The 16607-nt window shown below is 69.7% G+C and carries 13 protein-coding genes and 1 pseudogene; 8 read left to right on the top strand and 6 right to left on the bottom strand.

From position 1 onward, the window contains the following. Together ON37_RS33800 and ON37_RS12090 are read right to left on the bottom strand one after the other, a co-directional pair. Nucleotides 1–434 (bottom strand): annotated as a pseudogene (locus ON37_RS33800) (hypothetical protein); the annotation flags it as partial. 147 nt (nucleotides 435–581) lie between these two features. Continuing rightward, nucleotides 582–1289, bottom strand: coding sequence for a TetR/AcrR family transcriptional regulator (locus ON37_RS12090; protein WP_040719160.1), 708 nt, complete (start codon nucleotides 1287–1289; stop codon nucleotides 582–584). A gap of 217 nt (nucleotides 1290–1506) precedes the next feature. Here ON37_RS12090 and ON37_RS12085 point away from each other — a divergent pair, with 217 nt between their 5' ends. After that, nucleotides 1507–3222 carry a GMC oxidoreductase gene (locus tag ON37_RS12085; protein WP_040719159.1) on the top strand — a complete coding sequence of 572 codons (1716 nt, stop codon included), beginning with the start codon at nucleotides 1507–1509 and terminating at the stop codon, nucleotides 3220–3222. A 57-nt stretch (nucleotides 3223–3279) separates the two neighbouring features. Here the strand turns inward: ON37_RS12085 and ON37_RS12080 are convergent, their stop codons facing one another. Both ON37_RS12080 and ON37_RS12075 read right to left on the bottom strand, forming a co-directional pair. After that, complete coding sequence (locus ON37_RS12080) at nucleotides 3280–3759, bottom strand: HAD-IIIC family phosphatase (RefSeq protein ID WP_040719158.1); 480 nt, start codon at nucleotides 3757–3759, stop codon at nucleotides 3280–3282. A gap of 196 nt (nucleotides 3760–3955) precedes the next feature. Then, nucleotides 3956–5044, bottom strand: coding sequence for a TerD family protein (locus tag ON37_RS12075; protein ID WP_051031504.1), 1089 nt, complete (start codon nucleotides 5042–5044; stop codon nucleotides 3956–3958). 113 nt (nucleotides 5045–5157) lie between these two features. On the opposite strand from ON37_RS12075, the gene ON37_RS12070 reads away from it, so the two are divergent. The 5 genes from ON37_RS12070 (at nucleotide 5158) to ON37_RS12050 (ending at nucleotide 11287) form a co-directional block, all read left to right on the top strand. After that, nucleotides 5158–5715 carry a DUF2599 domain-containing protein gene (locus tag ON37_RS12070; protein ID WP_245553168.1) on the top strand — a complete coding sequence of 186 codons (558 nt, stop codon included), beginning with the start codon at nucleotides 5158–5160 and terminating at the stop codon, nucleotides 5713–5715. A 148-nt stretch (nucleotides 5716–5863) separates the two neighbouring features. Then, nucleotides 5864–7207 (top strand): aminotransferase class V-fold PLP-dependent enzyme, encoded by a 1344-nt coding sequence (locus ON37_RS12065; RefSeq protein WP_245553167.1) that lies wholly within the window; start codon nucleotides 5864–5866, stop codon nucleotides 7205–7207. After that, nucleotides 7204–8487 carry a heavy-metal-associated domain-containing protein gene (locus ON37_RS12060; protein ID WP_245553166.1) on the top strand — a complete coding sequence of 428 codons (1284 nt, stop codon included), beginning with the start codon at nucleotides 7204–7206 and terminating at the stop codon, nucleotides 8485–8487. Before ON37_RS12065 ends, ON37_RS12060 begins: the two co-directional genes overlap by 4 nt. Next, nucleotides 8484–9968 (top strand): type III PLP-dependent enzyme domain-containing protein, encoded by a 1485-nt coding sequence (locus ON37_RS12055; protein ID WP_051031502.1) that lies wholly within the window; start codon nucleotides 8484–8486, stop codon nucleotides 9966–9968. The genes ON37_RS12060 and ON37_RS12055 overlap by 4 nt, the downstream gene beginning before the upstream one ends. Further along, nucleotides 9968–11287 (top strand): pyridoxal-phosphate dependent enzyme, encoded by a 1320-nt coding sequence (locus ON37_RS12050; RefSeq protein WP_040719157.1) that lies wholly within the window; start codon nucleotides 9968–9970, stop codon nucleotides 11285–11287. The genes ON37_RS12055 and ON37_RS12050 overlap by 1 nt, the downstream gene beginning before the upstream one ends. Nucleotides 11288–11473: 186 nt before the next feature. On the opposite strand, the gene ON37_RS12045 is transcribed toward ON37_RS12050, so the two are convergent. Then, nucleotides 11474–12910: an FtsW/RodA/SpoVE family cell cycle protein gene (locus ON37_RS12045; RefSeq protein WP_083892929.1), complete on the bottom strand. Its 1437-nt coding sequence runs from the start codon at nucleotides 12908–12910 to the stop codon at nucleotides 11474–11476. Between the two features lie 100 nt (nucleotides 12911–13010). On the opposite strand from ON37_RS12045, the gene ON37_RS12040 reads away from it, so the two are divergent. Together ON37_RS12040 and ON37_RS12035 are read left to right on the top strand one after the other, a co-directional pair. Then, on the top strand, nucleotides 13011–14879 hold the full coding sequence (locus ON37_RS12040) for a Na+/H+ antiporter (RefSeq protein ID WP_040719174.1): 1869 nt from the start codon (nucleotides 13011–13013) through the stop codon (nucleotides 14877–14879). 120 nt (nucleotides 14880–14999) lie between these two features. Then, entirely contained in the window at nucleotides 15000–15626 is a 627-nt protein-coding gene (locus tag ON37_RS12035; protein WP_051031501.1) for a TetR/AcrR family transcriptional regulator, read from the top strand. 151 nt (nucleotides 15627–15777) lie between these two features. On the opposite strand, the gene ON37_RS12030 is transcribed toward ON37_RS12035, so the two are convergent. Then, nucleotides 15778–16569 (bottom strand): TetR/AcrR family transcriptional regulator, encoded by a 792-nt coding sequence (locus tag ON37_RS12030; protein WP_083892925.1) that lies wholly within the window; start codon nucleotides 16567–16569, stop codon nucleotides 15778–15780. Nucleotides 16570–16607 lie beyond the last annotated feature (38 nt).

Raw genomic sequence — 16607 nt, 5'->3', positions numbered from 1 at the left:
GGCACCGCGGCGGCGTCGACCCCCGTGGCCGGGACATCGACGGGCGCGGCGAGATCGGCGGCGGCCGCTGCGCCGCTGCGGCGGCGGGTCCGGTGCTCGCCGGAATCGTCGGTGGGTCGCGACCGGCGCCGGGGGGCCGCCTCGGCGGCGCGGTCGGGTCGTGGTCTCCGCCCGGGACGGCCGGACGCTGGGATCTCCTCGGACGGTGCCGAGCGGATCTCCTCGGGCGGTGCCGAACGTCGGATGCGTTCGCCGCGCCGGTCGTCGGGTGCGCCGAACCCGCGGCTCCACGGCGGTGTGCCGGCCCGGATGTGGCGGGAACCGTGTCGACCGGACCGATCCAGCGGCGACTCGTCGTCGGGTCGCGCGTGCCGCGCCGGGCCGCTGCCCCCGCGGGGATCCACCACCGGGATCGGTTCGGTTTCGTCGTTCATTTCGCCGTTCAGTCTTTCATTCCCGGGTATGGGAGAGCTGAGAATGCGCTTTATCGGGTTGTGACATCCTGCACGATGCCGGTCGCCGATGCCTACCCGTCACGTGCGACGGGCCCGCACCGGTTGCGGCACGCCCAGCCGGTGTCGCTAATCCGCTGGGGCAGCGCGTAATCCGAGAACCGCCGCCAGGGCATCGAGGTGCACGTCGAAGACCTGGGAGCGGTCGGTGAACGTCTGCGCGCCGTACATGTCGAACACATCGAAGCTGACGGCCCCGAACAGGCTCGTCCACACCGTCAGCGTGCGGGCCATGACCCAGTCCGGCATCTGCAGACCGAACTCGCCGCGGATGCGCTCGATATCGGCCGACAGCTCGGCCGGCACCTCCGGAGCCGTCTCGGGCGGCACGATCTCCCCGGCGCGCCAGGCGTTTTCGACGATCCGCAACAACGCCGCGACAACCCTGGTGCCGGGCGCCACGGTTTCCTGCGCCGGAGCGTCGTAGCCGGGCACCGGCGTGCCGAACAGCAGCCCGTAGCGTGCGGGTTCGGCCAGCGCCCAGTCCCGCACCGCCCGGGCCAGCACCCGCAACCGGGTCGCGGCGTCGGCGGGCGCCGCCGCCAGAGCCGCGTCGACGGCATCGGCGAGTTCGGTGTAGCCGTCGACGACGAGCATGGTCAGCAGTTCGTCGCGGCTGCGCACGTAGCGGTACACCGCCGAGGACACCACACCGAGATCGCGGGCGACCGCGCGCAGCGACAGCGCCGCAGCGCCGTGCACCGCGAGATGTTCGCGGCCGATCCGCACGATTTCGTCCATGGTTCGGGCGCGAGCGCGGGATCGGGGGGTGCTCATGGCCCCAGCCTGCCACATAGAGAGCGGTGCTTACGGCAGTGATCGCCGATCTGGTGATATCGGTCATATCTCGGCGCGGCGCCTGTTCGCCCCCGACCTCCCGTCCGCGCTGGTCGACCGCGGATAACACGGGTTTAGGGGTACCGGGCGACACATCTAACGTACTCGGTAGTAGCGTTGATCTTCGTCACCGGCGACACCGACTTCAGGAGTGACTATGACCGCGCGCGACACCGATTTCGACGTCCTCATCGTGGGGTCCGGATTCGGCGGCAGCGTCACCGCGCTACGCCTGGTCGAGAAGGGCTATCGGGTCGGCGTGCTCGAGGCCGGCCGCCGCTTCTCCGACGACGAGCTACCCGAAACGAGCTGGGATCTGCGCAAATTCCTGTGGGCGCCGGCCCTGGGCTGCTACGGCATCCAGCGCATCCACCTGCTCCGCGATGTGCTGATCCTCGGCGGCGCCGGCGTCGGCGGCGGATCTCTCAACTACGCCAACACCCTGTACGTGCCACCGGAGCCGTTCTTCCGCGACAACCAGTGGCGCGACATCACCGACTGGCGTGCCGAACTCGGCCCCTACTACGAGCAGGCCACCAAGATGCTGGGCGTGGTGCGCAACCCGCACATCACCCCCGCCGACGAGGTGTTCAAGCAGGTGGCCGACGATATGGGCGTCGGCGACACGTTCGTGCAGACCCCGGTCGGCGTCTTCTTCGGCGAGCCCGGCAAAACCGTCGACGACCCGTATTTCGGTGGTGTCGGCCCCCGCCGCGCCGGCTGCCTGGAATGCGGCGAATGTATGACCGGCTGCCGCCACGGCGCCAAGAACACGCTGGTGAAGAACTACCTGTACCTGGCCGAACAGGCGGGCGCCGAAGTGGTGCCGATGACCACCGTCACCGCGATCCGGCCGCTGCCCGACGGCAGCTGGCAGGTCGACACCCGCCGCACCGGCGCGAAGATCCGCAAATCCCCCGCCTCCTACACCGCCGGCCACGTGGTCCTCGCCGCCGGCACCCGCGGCACCCAGAAACTGCTGTTCGCCATGCGCGACAAGGGAATCCTGCCGAATCTGTCGCCGCGGCTGGGCGAGCTCACCCGCACCAACTCCGAATCGATACTGGGTGCGGCGACACCCAAGCTCGACCCCAACCGTGACTTCACCCGCGGCGTCGCCATCACCTCCTCCATCCACCCCACCCCCGACACCCACATCGAACCCGTGCGCTACGGCAAGGGCTCCAATTCGATGGGCCTGCTGCAGACCCTGATGGTCGACGGCGGCGGCCGGATCCCGCGCTGGCTGCGGTTCCTGCTCGAGGTGCTGCGCCATCCGGTGCGGCTGGTGCGGATGCTCAGCGTCCGCAACTGGAGCGAACGAACGGTGATCTCCCTGGTGATGCAGCATCTGGACAACTCCATCACCACCTACACCAAACGCGGACTCTTCGGCCGCAAGCTGACCTCCAAACAGGGCCACGGCGAACCGAATCCGACCTGGATCCCGGCCGGTAACGACGTCACCCGGCGGGTGGCGGAAAAGATCGGCGGCGTCGCCGGCGGCACCTGGGGCGAGGTGTTCAACATCCCGTTGACCGCCCACTTCCTCGGTGGTGCGGTGATCGGCGCCGACGCCGAGCACGGCGTCATCGACCCCTACCACCGGGTCTACGGCTATCCGACCCTCAGCGTCGTCGACGGCGCCGCGGTCTCGGCCAACCTGGGCGTGAATCCGTCGCTGACCATCACCGCACAGGCCGAACGCGCGGCCGCACTGTGGCCCAACAAGGGCGAACGCGACACTCGTCCGCCGCAGGGCAGCGGCTACCAGCGGATCTCCCCGGTGGCACCGCGCAATCCGGTGGTGCCGGCCTCCGCGCCCGCGGCGCTGGTGCTGCCGATCGTCGAAATCAACCGCGACAGCGCCTGATCGGGCCCTGCCGAGACGATGCGGCCGTCGTCCTGCTCCGGCAGGGCGACGGCCGCCTCAGTTCGCGCAGATGTGGGCGAACCCCATCGGCGAGGTCGGGGGCGGCGCCGAGGTGAGCGGGGCCCGGAATTCCTGCAGTGCGGCAAGCACATCCACATGCCGTCCGGCGTAGCAGCGCACCTGGGGCAGGGCGTGGGCCACTTCGCTGCGTTCCATCGCCTCGGCATCGATGTAGCCGATCGCATCGAGTTCGATGCGCAACTGCGCGGCGATCCGAGTGATCGCCGCCGATTTGCGCCCCCACCCGACCTCGACGGCGGCAAACATCTCGTGCAGGCCGTGGCGCTGCAATTTGTCCGTGGTCCACGACCATTCACCACGGCTGGCCACCGCGTGCACCACACCTCGGCCGCTGAGCGTCCGCAGCGCGCGCACCGCGTCCGACCGCAGCGCGCCACTGGTGGAATCGCAGACCACACCGTCCCACACGGTGTTGTCCACTTCCCAGACAAGACATTTCACTGCCGGTGCTGTCATCTCGCCCCTACGGTCCACTCTCCTCAACACCCACATCGACCGCACCGGCGGGTGCGCGCGACGGGTACCGCCACAATCCAGGTACCGATTGTGCCGGACAAGCCCCTGGTTTTCCGGGGCCGGTCTCGCGAGAGGTCATAGTAGGGACGCCGCGCCGCACACACCAGCCCTGGCAAACCGATTGCTCACCGCCCGGTCACAGACTCGACGCCACCAGCGGCACCGCCTCGACCGGATGCCCGGCCTGGATCGGCGCGCCGATCGACGCCACCCGCCACACCCCGCCGTCGCGGTACACCTTCGCCACGACCATCCCCGTGTGCGGCCCGCCGCCGCGCAGATTGCCGCGGGCCAGTTCGGCCGACGTGGAGCCGTCGACCAGGCGCCAGTAACCGTTGCGGATCCGTTCGAAGGTGTGACCGGCATAGGAGGTGACCACGAAGACCACCGCCGACACCTGCGCGGGCAGCCGCGCCAGATCGACGGTGATGACCTCGTCGTCGCCCTTGCCGTCACCGGTCAGGTTGTCCCCGGAATGCCGGACCGCGCCGTCGCGGGAGGACAGTTGCTGATAGAACGCGACATCCACCAGCGTCTGACCGACGAACAGCAGCGCCGAAGCGTCCAGGTCGATCTCGAGCGGGCGCAGCCCCCGCGGGCCGTGCACCTTCATCGGGTCCCAGCCGACCCCCATCTTCACCATCGACAGCTCACCCTTGCGGATCTGGCTCAGCGCCACCTCCTGGCCGGGAGCCAGCACCGCCGGGCCGCGATAGGGCAGTTCGTCGGCCGAGGTGCCCACCGGCACCCCGTGCGCGGTGACCAGGGCGGCGAAACCGCCCGCGAACGCGTGGCCGAGCGGCCGCACCTGCCAGGTGCTGCCGACCCGATCGAGGTCGGCGACGATCACCGCCGCTTCCTCGCCGAGGCCCTCGACCGTGTACTCGTACAACGCTTTTCCGCCCGGCCCGGACACCCTCAGCTGCGGCGGCGCGTAGTCACCGAACCGGTCCTGCTGATCCTCGAGCGACGCCACGATCCGCACATGCTCGATATCCGGTGGCAGCGAACGCAATCCGATCGACAGTTCGGGCCGGCCGGCGGCCAGGCGCACTCCGTGCGCGGCGGGCTGGTTGTAGAAGATCAGGTCGCTTTCGTCACGGACGCGCCCGGCCGAATTCAACAGCAGCGCCGACACATCGACGGGTTCGCTGTGCCGGACGGATACGACGATGTCGTCGTAGGTCAGACGGTCCACCTGTCCCTTGGTCAACTGTGCGGCCACTGTTCCACTCTACGTCGATTCCCGGCGGTATCCGGGCAACACGGGCGCAGTGGCCCGCCGCCGCCGGTCCCGGGCGCGGGGGCGGGTAGCGTGAGCGGCGACGACGATCCGCGATGTCGAACAGGGGGACGCCGATGCGGCCGGTGGCGCAGCGCTCATGCCGGTGGAACCGGACGTTTCCGGTGCCGGCACTGCTGATCGCCGTCCTGCTCGCCACCGGCTGCGGCGACGACAGCGCCGCAACCGACTCCTCGACCACCACCGCCGACACCGCGGCAACCACCACCACAGTCCCCGCACCGCCGCTCACCAGCGGTCCGCCCGCGCCCGAACCGACCACCGATCCGTTCGCCGGCAGCCCCCTCGTCGACCACACCGAATGGACCGACGACGTCGACGGTCGCCGGTTGCACGTCTACCCCACCCCCGCCGGCCGCGCCGACCAGTTCCCCGCCGCGCTCGACCGGGCCTGGAGCGAAATCGTGGCCGACGCACCGGATGCCGACTCCCCCGGCATGTACGACCAGTTCCGATGCCATTGGGTGTGGGCCCGGATGGTCGCACCGAACAAGCCCGCCTGGAATCTGGAACCGTGGCGCCCGGCGGTCGGCTACCAGGCGACGGTGCAGGCGCTGTGCAACCCCGGCGGCCCGGACCCGGCCGGCAACTAGGCCCCGCGAATCGCCTGCCGCCGCGCACATTTCGGATATCTGGACGACCGTCCGTGAATTATGTTGTCCGCGACCGGGTTCGAAGCAGGCCCCGAGTGTGGGTATCGTGGATACGGTCGCCAGCGTACGAGCCGAAGGGAGCGTCACGGTGCGGTCGCCCACGACTCGGCCCGCGCACGCCCACCCGGTGAGCGCCCCGGCCCTCGCCGCACCCGGTGCGCCGAATCCCGTTCTCCCAGCCCACTCCGGACCGCCGATCCGCGATCTGTTCCCCGCCCTCGACCCGGCCGGTCCGGTCTATCTCGACAGCGCCTCCACCACGCAGAAACCGCTGCCGGTGATCGAGGCCGTCGACGGCTACCATCGCCGCCACACCGCCAATTCCGGACGCGGCACCTATCCGTGGGCGACCCGACTCACCAGCGCGATCGAGCAGGTCCGCGCCGACACCGCCCGCTTCCTCGGAGCCCGGCCCGAGGAGGTGGTGTTCACCGCCGGTGCGACGGCCGGTCTCAACGCGGTCGCCCTGGCCTGGGGACTGACCGCGCTCGACGACGGCGACGAAATCCTCTACAGCCCCCGCGACCACGCCTCCAACGTCTACCCGTGGCTGCAACTGCGCGCCACCCTCGCCCACTTCGGGCGCCGTATCCGGCTGGTCCCCTACCGCACCACGGCCGCCGGCGAAGCCGATGTCGGCGATATCGCCGCCAAACTCGGCCCCCGCACCCGGCTGCTCACCGTCAGCCACCTCCACCACGTCTACGGCGCGGTCAATACCCTCGAGGAGTTGCGCGGCCGGATCGACCCACGGGTGGCGATCTGCTTCGACTGCAGTCAGAGCGCCGGCCACATCCCGGTCGACGTCACCGAACTCGGCGCCGACTTCGCGGTGCTGTCGGCGCACAAGATGTTCGGCACCCCGGGCACCGGCGTCCTGTTCTGCCACCGCCGCATCCACGACCACCTCTCCCCCTTCCTCCCGGGCGGCAATTCCGGTGTGCGGGTGCATGATTCGGCGCTGCTGCCGACCGCGATGCCGCATCGGCTCGAGGGCGGCACCCACAACATCCCCGGAATTCTGGCGCTCGGCGCCGCGCTCGGGGTGCTCGAACGCATCGGCATCGACACCATCGCCCGGCACAATCATCGGCTGACCCGCCGATTGGTGGCGGGGCTGCGCGCACTGCCCGGGGTGCGCCTGCTCCCCGGCCCGGCGCACGCCTCCTGCGATATCGGCTACGGCATCGTGTCGTTCACCCTCGACGGAATCACCGGCACCGACCTGGGTTTCGTGCTGGCGCAGCTCGGTTTCCTCGTGCGCACCGGCGCCCACTGCGTCCCCGGCGACACCGCCGGAGAGCGGGGCGACACCGAAACCGAGGTGGCCGAATCGGATTCGGTGCGGGTGAGCACGCACATCTACACCACCGACGAGGAGATCGACCGGTTCCTCGCCTGCCTCACCACCATCGCCACGGAGGTCCGATGACCACACGCCGCGACACCCCCGCCGCCCCCGTGACCACGGCCGAACCGGGACCCGATCCGATCACCGACTACGACCGCCGCGGCGCATCCCGGATCCTGGCCGAACTGGCCCGACCCGGATTGTTCACCACCGCCACCCCTACCCGCGCCGGCACGATCGAGGTCACCAGCACCGCACTGCAACCCGAACCCGGCAGCCATCTCACCCTGTCCCAGCGGTTGTATCTGGAATCGTTCATGCGGCCGTGCCGCGCCGATCAGGTCACCAGCGCCACCCACCGGGTGGTGTGGACCGACAGCGACGGCATCCCCAACACCGGACACGTGCACAGCGCCGGACTCGGCCCGATCGTGCCGGTCGCGGTCCGCGAAACCGTGCTCGCGCTCTGGCACAGCCTCGACACCGATACCGCACTGGCCGAACGGATCTCGGCGCTCACCGCCCACGATCGGGCGGTGCTGGCCGCGACCACCACCGACCACGAACCGCTCGACATCCTGCGGGTCGGCATCGAAGCCACCGGCCGCGCCCTGGCCCAGCACGCGTTGCTGGCCGCCACGACGCCCTACCGCACACCCATCGAATTCGCCTACGGCATGCGGGATTCGGGCATCTTCGCGGCGGTCGCCACCCGCTGGTACTGGGAACAGCAGGCCTCCACCTATCGGCGGGGCATGATCGCCGTCGCCTTCGACACCCAACCCGACGGCACGGTCCGCTACACCCCCGAGACGGTGACCACGCTGCGGGCGATGAAGGACGCCACCATCCACGACGCCCACACCGTCATGGCTCGCGCCACCACCACCGAGGGACTGTCGGTGACCGAAGCGATCGCGAAATACCACGACGACCTCGATCTGATCTCCCGCCAGTACGCCCTGCTGCCACCGGATGTGCGCCCGTCGTGCCTGGCCGCCATGCCGCACCGTATCGACGGCACGCACTACAGCCTGCTGCCGGAGGTGGTCGACCGGTTCGTGGACCTGTTCGCGCGCACGGTCGCCGATCTCCGGGTCGTCGAAACCCCGGCCGGCGACGCCGATCTCGCCGGCGCCGCCGAGCAGGTGTTCTACGTCCCCGACATGAACTGCAAACACTGTGTGCGCACCATCGGTGGTGTCCTGGAGTCGATGCAGATTCCCGTGCACGAGATCGACCTGATCAGCAAGCGGGTGCGCGCCGAATTCCGCAGCGCCCGCAACCGGCATCGCGCGTTCGAGGTGCTGCGCGACAGCGGTTACAACCCGACCGCGGCGGCCCCGGGTACCCCGCGATGAGCACCCCACCCGGTTTACCGGCGCTGCTGCATCCCCTCGTCCGCGCCTATCTGGCCGACCCGCACGCACTCGCCGAGGCGGTGCGCCGGCACTGCACACCCCTGCACCTGCTGTTTCCCCAGGTGTATTTGGACAACGTGCGCCGCGTGCAGGCGGTGCTGCGACGGCATCGACTGCACACTCGCATCTGCTACGCCCACAAGGTGAACCGGTCGCGCGCCCTGCTGGTGACAGCCCACCGGGCCGGGATCGCCGTCGACGTCGCGTCGGCGCCGGAACTGGCCGCCGCCTACGGGGCCGGGTTCGACGCGTCCGCGATCGAGGTGACCGGACCCAAGGGCCGGCGGTTGCTGACCGCCGTGGCCGGCACCGGCGCCACGGTGAACGTGGACAATCCGTGGGAGCTGAGTGAACTGGTCGCCCTCGCCGATCCGGCGGCACCGGTTCCGGTGCTGTTGCGGCTGAGCGGTTTCCCCGGGCCCGGCGGCCGGGCGGCGGTGAGCCGGTTCGGGATCGCCCCGGACGAGGTGGAGCCGTTGCTGGCGATGATCGCCGCCCATCGCGATCGAATCACGCTGCGTGGTTTCGCCTTTCACCTGGACTCCGGCGAAATCACCGACCGGGTGCGCGCGGTGGAGGCCTGCCTGGAGTGGATCGAACGCGCCCACCGCTACGGATCGGCGCCGACGGTGCTCGATATCGGCGGCGGTCTGCGACAGGTGTTCACCGCCGACGCCGACCGGTTCGACCACTACACTCGCGCCCTGCGGGACTCACTGCTCGGTCACGGTGAGCCGATGAGCTGGGCCGCGAACACCTTCGGCTATCACCTCGACGACACCGGCGCCCACGGCACCCCGGTGTTCCACAAATACGGCAACACGGTGTCCGCGCCGCGGATGCTCGACGACCTGCTCAGCGCGCCGCTGCACGCTCACGGCGGCCGGCCGCTGGCCCGGGTGCTCGCCGACAATCTGCTCGAGTTGTGGTGTGAACCGGGCAAGGCGCTCGTCGATCACGCCGGAATCACCGTCGCCGGGGTGGAATTCGTGAAGCGGGCCGCCGACGGCAGCCTGCTGGTCACCGTCGATATCGGGCGCGACACCGTCACGCCCGCCGACCAGGAGGTGATGGTGGATCCGCTGCTGCTGCCCGGACCGGATTCCGGCCCGGCCGGTCCCGGCGACGGCCCGGTCGGGGTATTCATCGCCGGGCATCTGTGCCTGGAACGCGATCTGATCAGCAACCACAAGGTGTGGTTGCCGCGGCTGCCGCAGCCGGGCGATCTGCTCGTGTTCCCCAATACCGGTGCCTACCACATGGATCTGTCGGCAGCGCGTGCATCCATGCATCCGCTGCCACCGAAATTCGCCGTCACCTACCGCGACGGCTTCCAGCTGTGCCCCGACGCCGACTTCCGGCCCGATCCGGTCCCGGCCGGCGACGACCCCGCGGTGGCCGCGTTGTCCGGGAGGCCGTGATGCGCTACGACCACATCACCGAGCTCATCGGCAACACTCCGCTGTTGCGACTGGATCCGGCCGTGCACGCCCTGCCGGGAGTCGAGCTCTACGCGAAACTCGAGTACTACAACCCGTTCGGTTCGGTGAAAGACCGTGTCGCCTGGGGAATGATCCGCGACAACCTCGACGATCTCGTCGCTCACGGCCGCACCCTCATCGAGGCCTCCAGCGGCAATACCGCCAAGGCGTTGCGGCTGCTCGGCGCCGGACGCGGGGTGGGGCTGCGCGCGGTCACCAACCGGATCAAGGTCGACGAGGTGCGCGATCTGCTGCAACTGCTCGGCACCGATATCGAGGAACTGCCGGGCCTGTCCGAATGCCCGGATCCCACCACCCCCAACGACGTGTATTCGGTCATCGAGACCACGATGGCGAAAAACCCCGGCGCCTACCATCATCCGTCGCAGTACACCAACGAGAAGAACATCGAGGCCCACTACCACGGTACGGGCCGGGAAATCCACGACGACCTCACCGCGGCCGGCGTGACCGCCGACTACCTCATCGGTGGCCTCGGCACCACCGGGTCCACCCGCGGCACCGCCACCTATCTGCGTAAGCACCACCCGGATCTGCGCACCATCGGCGTGGTGTCGCAGCGATCGGATTTCATCCCCGGAATCCGCTCGGAAACCGAGATGTGGGATGTCGGACTGTTCGAACCCGAGTTCTACGAGCGGATCGTGGCCGTGGATTCGGCTCGCGCGATCGAGGCCACCCTCGAACTGGCCACCGGCTACGGAATACTGGCCGGTCCCACCAGCGGCGCCGGATATGCCGCCGCCCGCGAGGTGCTGGGCGAGCTGCCGCCGCGCCGCGAACCTGTCGTGGCGGTGCTCATCGTCTGCGACCGGATCGAACCGTACCTGTCCTACCTCAAGAAGCGCCGCCCGGAGCTGTTCGGCCGCACCGCCGCCCGGCCGCCCACCGACGCCGAACTGGACGCGGTCACCCAGCTGTCTCCCGCGCAACTGCTCGCCCTCGACGATGCCCGCCCCACTGTCGTCGACACCCGCGGCGCGATGGCCTACCGCATCGGGCACATCCCCGGGGCGATCAACATCCGCGACGATCAACTCGACGACATGTTCACCCACGGCGTGCCGTTCTCCCGTTCGCGCCCGGTGGTTTTCGTCTGCCCGGTGGGCGACCTGTCGCGCCGGTTCGCGGCATTGGCCGCCCGCGCCGGCTACGAGGCGGCCAGCCTCGCCGGGGGCGTGGTGGCGTGGCGCGACGCCGGGTACGCGTTGGAAAGCGCTGCGCCACCGGCAATGTGACACACACCCCCTCACTGCCCGGCCACCGCACCGCCACCGGCTCCCGATCGCGGCGCCCGCGCCGTATTCGCCGTGCCTATGCCGTCGCCGCCGAGCAGATCGAACGTTTCCTGACCGGCCGGACGCTACCCAACCTGGTCGAAGCGAGCACCCGATGACACGAAAACAGCTGCGGCGCGGACATTTTCACGGCCGACGAGGTCTCGGTCGCCGAATGTGCTCGGTCATGGCGTCGGCGATCGGGGTCGGGGGTGGCGCGGCCGGCGCCGCCTGGGTGCGCGCGTCGTGGGAGATCCGGATCACCAACGCGACGATCACATAGTTGGCCAGCAGCGACGACCCGCCGTAGGACATGAACGGTGTGGTGAGACCGGTCAGCGGAATCAATTTCGTCACGCCGCCGACGACCACGAACAACTGCCAACCCACCGAGAACGCCAGTCCGCCCCCGAGCAGTTTGCCGAACGCGTCGCGAGTCGCCAGCGCGGCGCCGAAACCGCGCACCGTGATCACGCCGAACAGCAGGATCACCGCCGTCAGCCCGAACAACCCCAGCTCCTCACCGATGGTGGAGATGATGAAATCGGTTTTGGCGAACGGCACTTCCTGCGGCCGGCCCGCACCCAGCCCGGTCCCCCACAGTCCGCCGGTGCCCAGCCCGAACAAACCCTGCGCGATCTGATAGCCGTTGGTGTAATAGGTCGCCATCGGATCCTCCCAGACCCGTACCCGGACCCGCACGTGCGCGAACAGGTGATAGGCGATCACCGCGCCCACCGCGAACATCGCCACCCCGATCAGCAGACACGACGCCCGGCCCGTCGCGATGTAGACCATCGCCAGCACCGTGCCGAACACCAGCAGCGAGAAGCCGAGATTCTTCTCGTACACCAACACCAGAACCGACACGAACGTCACCACCAGCAACGGCCCCAGATCCCGCAACCGCGGCACCGTGAACCCCAGCAGCCGCCGCCCGGCCACCCCGAACAGATCCCGGTTCGCCACCAGGAACGCGGCCACGAAGATCAACAGCAGCACCTTGGCGAATTCCCCGGGCTGAAACGACAACCCGGCGAACAGGATCCAGCTCTTACTGCCGTTGACCTCACTGAACCGCGACGGCAGCACCGCCGGGATCAGCAGCAGCACCAGACCCGCCAGCCCGCAGGTGTAGGCGTATCGGGCGGGCCGGGAGTGATCGCGCACCACCACCAGCACCAAGGCGAACAACGCGATTCCGGCTGCGGTCCAGATCAACTGGTGCGCACCGTCCGAGGCCGGCACCGGCAGCCCCTTGGCGGCCGCCGCGGTCGCCTCCGCGCGGTCGAGCCGATCGATGAACACCAGCCCCAACCCGTTGAGCACCACCACACACGGCAGAATCACCGGATCGGCGCGCGCGGCGAATCGCCGCACCGCCAGATGCGCCGCGCCCGTCAATCCGGCGAACACCAGCAGCGACCGCGGCAGCGAACCGGCGTCGCCGCCGGCGGCCGCCGCCGTCGACCAGGCCGCCACCGCGACCACGGCGACCGCCGCCAGACACAACAGCAGTTCCGCGCGCCGCGGCCGCGAACGCACGATCGGTCCCGACAACGTCCCGGCCCGCAGCGCATTCATCGCCTCCAGTATGCGGATCACCGCACCACTGCGCCGGTCCGGCGCGGGCCCGCGACGGGCGGATGCGGGCGCCGGGAGCGGGCACTGGCACGATGAGCGCGTGCATATCGCGTTCGGGATCGTGGCATTGATCGCGGTGGCGGTCGCGCTGGCGGCGCTGGCCCGCCGCCTCGGCATGGCCGAGCCGCTGCTGCTCACCGTCGCCGGCGTCGTCGCCTCGTATCTGCCGTTCGTCCCCCAGATCGACATCAACCCGGAATGGGTGCTGCTGGGTTTGCTGCCGCCGCTGCTCTACACGGCCGCGATCAGCACCTCACTGCTGGAGTTCAAACCGAAGAAGGTGTCGATCACCCTGCTGTCGGTCGGGCTGGTCCTGGCTACCACCTTCGCGGTGGCGGCGGTGGTGTGGTGGTTGCTGCCGGTGCCGTTCGCCGCGGCCGTCGCGCTCGGTGCGATCGTGGCGCCGCCGGATGCGGTGGCCGCCATCGCCGTCGCCCGCCGGGTCGGCATGCCGCGCCGGATCGTGACGCTGCTGGAAGGCGAATCGCTGTTCAACGACGCCACCGCGCTGGTGGCACTGCGCACCGCGATCGCCGCCATGGCCGGAAGTTTCAGCGTGTGGCAGGCCGGCGGTGACTTCGTCTACGCCGCCGCGGGCGGCGCGGTGATCGGGATCGTCGCCGCGGCCGTGCTGGTGTTGGTGCGCCGCCGCATCACCGACCCGGTCCTCGACACCGGCGTGTCGTTGCTGGCGCCGTTCGTGGCCTATCTGCCGGCCGAGGCCGCGCACGCCTCCGGCGTGATCGCCGTGGTGGTGTGCGGTCTGATCCTCGGCCAGGGCGCGCCGGTGTGGCAGTCGGCGGCGTCCCGGGTCGCCGAACGCACCAACTGGCGCACCATCCAATTCCTGTTGGAGAGCGCGGTATTCCTGCTGATCGGCCTGCAGGTGCGCCATATCGTCGACGACGCCTGGAACAGCGGCCTCGACCACGCCACCATCGTGTTCACCGCGGTCGCCGTCCTGGCCACCGTCATCGTCGTGCGTCCGGTCTGGGTATTTCCCGCCACCTACTTCTCCTGGTTCGTCGAGAGCCGCCCGCGCGGCAAACCCAAGCCCGCGTGGACCGGGCCCGCGGTGGTGTCGTGGGCGGGGATGCGCGGCGTCGTCACCCTCGCCGCGGCCACCCTGCTGCCCGACGACACTCCGCAGCTGGCGACGCTGAAACTGCTCGCCCTGGTGGTGGTCGGCGGAACCCTCCTGCTGCAAGGCATTTCGCTGCCCGCGCTGGTGCGGATGCTGCGACTGCGCGGGCCGAGCCGGGCCGAGGACGCGCTACAGGAGGCGGCCCTGTTGCAGCAGGCGACCGCGGCCGGACTCGAGGCGCTGGACGGGGCGGTCGCGCCGGAAACACCGCCCGAGGTGGTCGCGAGCCTGCGCGACCGGGTGGCGCGGCGCACCCATGCGGCCTGGGAGCAGCTGGGACGCGCGGAATCGCTGCGGGTCACTCCGAGCGGAGAATATCGCCGGCTGCGCCTGGTGATGTTGCATGCCGAGCGCGCGGCGGTGCTGCGCGCACGCGATGCCGGCGGTATCGACCACGAGGTGCTCGAGCAGGTGATGACCGCCATCGACCTCGAGGAGTCCACCATCGATCGGATCAGCGAGGCCGACGACGACGGGGCGATCGAACCCCTGGCCGGGCCGCTCTCCGGCGGCTGCGAACATCTGCTCGACGCGCCACAGACCCGGGTCCCCGACCATCCCGATGCGTGCTCCGAATGCGTCGCCGAGGGTTTGACCTGGGTCCATCTGCGAATGTGTCTGACCTGCGGCCACATCGCGTGCTGCGATTCCTCGGTCGGCAACCACGCCACCAAGCATTTCCAGGGCACCGACCATCCGGTGATGCGCAGCGTCGAACCCGGCGAAACCTGGCGCTGGTGCTACGTCGACGAAATCCTCGGCTGAACGAACGCGGTCGGCTCCCGCATGCCGACGCCGGGCCGCGCCGATCACCTCTGACGGCCCTGCCCCTGCGTGGTTGCACTCCGCTGCCGCCGCCGGGGCGCGCCCGTTAGGCTCGGGCGAGTGCAGACAGGTCAGGATTCCGCCGACAACGACACCCGCATCTGGGGTGGTACCACGCTCACCGAGCGCCGGGAGGCGCGGCGGACGGCGTTGCTGGAGGCGGCGTTGGACCTGATCGGCGAGGCCGGTGCCGGCGCGGTGACGATGCGGGCGGTCTGCCGGCGCGCCGGGCTCACCGACCGCTACTTCTACGAGAGCTTCACCAGCCGCGACGATCTGCTCGACGTGCTGTACCGGCAGGTGGCCGACGACTTCCGTGAGCCGATGACCTCCTTCGCCGCCACCGCCGATCCCGAGCGGGACCGGGAACTGGCAGGTGTCCTGGTCGACAAGGTGCTCGCCGATCCCCGCAAATCGCGGCTGTTTCTGGTGGAGCCGTATTCGAGCACCGGATTGGGGCAGACCACGATCGCGGTGATGCCCACCTTCACCCGCCTCATCCAGGATCATCTGTTCACCGATATCGAGGATCCGATCCGGCGCCGGATGGCCGCGGTGACGATGGCCTCCGGAAACGCCGGACTGTTCGCCGCGTGGCTGAACGGCTCGCTGCGCGCCGACCGCGACCAGGTGGTGGATCATCTGGTCGCCGTCATCGGCGCCTACCGCGCCATGTACCGGCCCTGACCGATGCGCCGCCGCGGTCGCCGAGGTGGATGTTGCCGACGAGGAGTTCGAAACCGTAGCTGGGGGCGGCAGGCAGGTAACCGGCCCGGTGTCGGGGTCGGTCAGCGCACCGGCCACCGTGGAACAGCGTCGCGACGTTCCCGGCACGGCGTTACCGGGTTCGGTGCTCGGTTCCGTTCCGCGGCAACGGCGTATCCTCCGGCAGGGCTTCGCGGGCGCGCCTATGGTGTCCGAGTTCGGCCGACGACGGCTCGCCGAGCCGCGCCGCCAAACCGTCCAGCACGCACACCAGCCCGAATTCGAATCCCAGCGCCCGCGCCACTTCCGGATCGGCGGGCAGGGTCTCGCGATAGTCGGCGCGCAGTTGCGGATAGTCGGCCGCCAACGTTTCCATCGCGGCGAGCAGCGATTCCGTATCGACCTCGCCACCGCGCGAGGTGCGGAAGGTGATCTCCGGAATCACCTGTCCCAGAATGAAACTCATCACGACACTGGTCGCCAAGTAGACGTCGGCACCGGTGAAACCCGCCCGCACGCAGCTGCGGCGCAGCCGATCGGTGAGGGCGAAGGCGCTCGGTCCCACACTGGGTAGCCGCCCCAGCAGCGAGGCCGACCACGGATGGGCGCGGATGGTGGCGCGCATGCTGTAGGCGAAGGTGGTGAACACCTCGCGCCACCCGACGCGATCTGGGTCGGGGGTGTCGATCAGACCCCACACCTCGTCGAGGGCCAGTTCCAGCAGCTCGTCCTTGTTCGCCACATACCAGTACAGGCTGGTCGCGCCGGCGTTGAGGCGGGCGCCGAGCTTGCGCATACTCAACGCCTCGAGCCCTTCGGCGTCGAGCAGGTCCACAGCGGCCGCGACGATCTGTTCCCGCGTCAGCCCCGTTTTCCGGGGCGGCCGCGGCTGCCGCGTCCATACCGAGCTGAACGGTTTGGTCACGCCCCTCACTGTAATTCACTCGCACACTGTTCGAGTTT

It is taken from the genome of Nocardia veterana NBRC 100344 (assembly GCF_000308855.1).
Classification (GTDB): Bacteria; Actinomycetota; Actinomycetes; order Mycobacteriales; family Mycobacteriaceae; genus Nocardia; species Nocardia veterana.
Note: the sequence above shows the minus strand (reverse complement) of the source record. Positions and strands in the feature narration are given on the sequence as shown.

What these genes read in the sequence shown, in the direction of transcription:
- ON37_RS12090 (WP_040719160.1), bottom strand. Translation starts at nt 1,289, where the DNA reads ATGAGCACCCCCCGATCCCGCGCTCGCGCCCGAACCATGGACGAAATC.
- ON37_RS12085 (WP_040719159.1), top strand. Translation starts at nt 1,507, where the DNA reads ATGACCGCGCGCGACACCGATTTCGACGTCCTCATCGTGGGGTCCGGA.
- ON37_RS12080 (WP_040719158.1), bottom strand. Translation starts at nt 3,759, where the DNA reads ATGACAGCACCGGCAGTGAAATGTCTTGTCTGGGAAGTGGACAACACC.
- ON37_RS12070 (WP_245553168.1), top strand. Translation starts at nt 5,158, where the DNA reads ATGTCGAACAGGGGGACGCCGATGCGGCCGGTGGCGCAGCGCTCATGC.
- ON37_RS12060 (WP_245553166.1), top strand. Translation starts at nt 7,204, where the DNA reads ATGACCACACGCCGCGACACCCCCGCCGCCCCCGTGACCACGGCCGAA.
- ON37_RS12055 (WP_051031502.1), top strand. Translation starts at nt 8,484, where the DNA reads ATGAGCACCCCACCCGGTTTACCGGCGCTGCTGCATCCCCTCGTCCGC.
- ON37_RS12050 (WP_040719157.1), top strand. Translation starts at nt 9,968, where the DNA reads ATGCGCTACGACCACATCACCGAGCTCATCGGCAACACTCCGCTGTTG.
- ON37_RS12045 (WP_083892929.1), bottom strand. Translation starts at nt 12,910, where the DNA reads ATGAATGCGCTGCGGGCCGGGACGTTGTCGGGACCGATCGTGCGTTCG.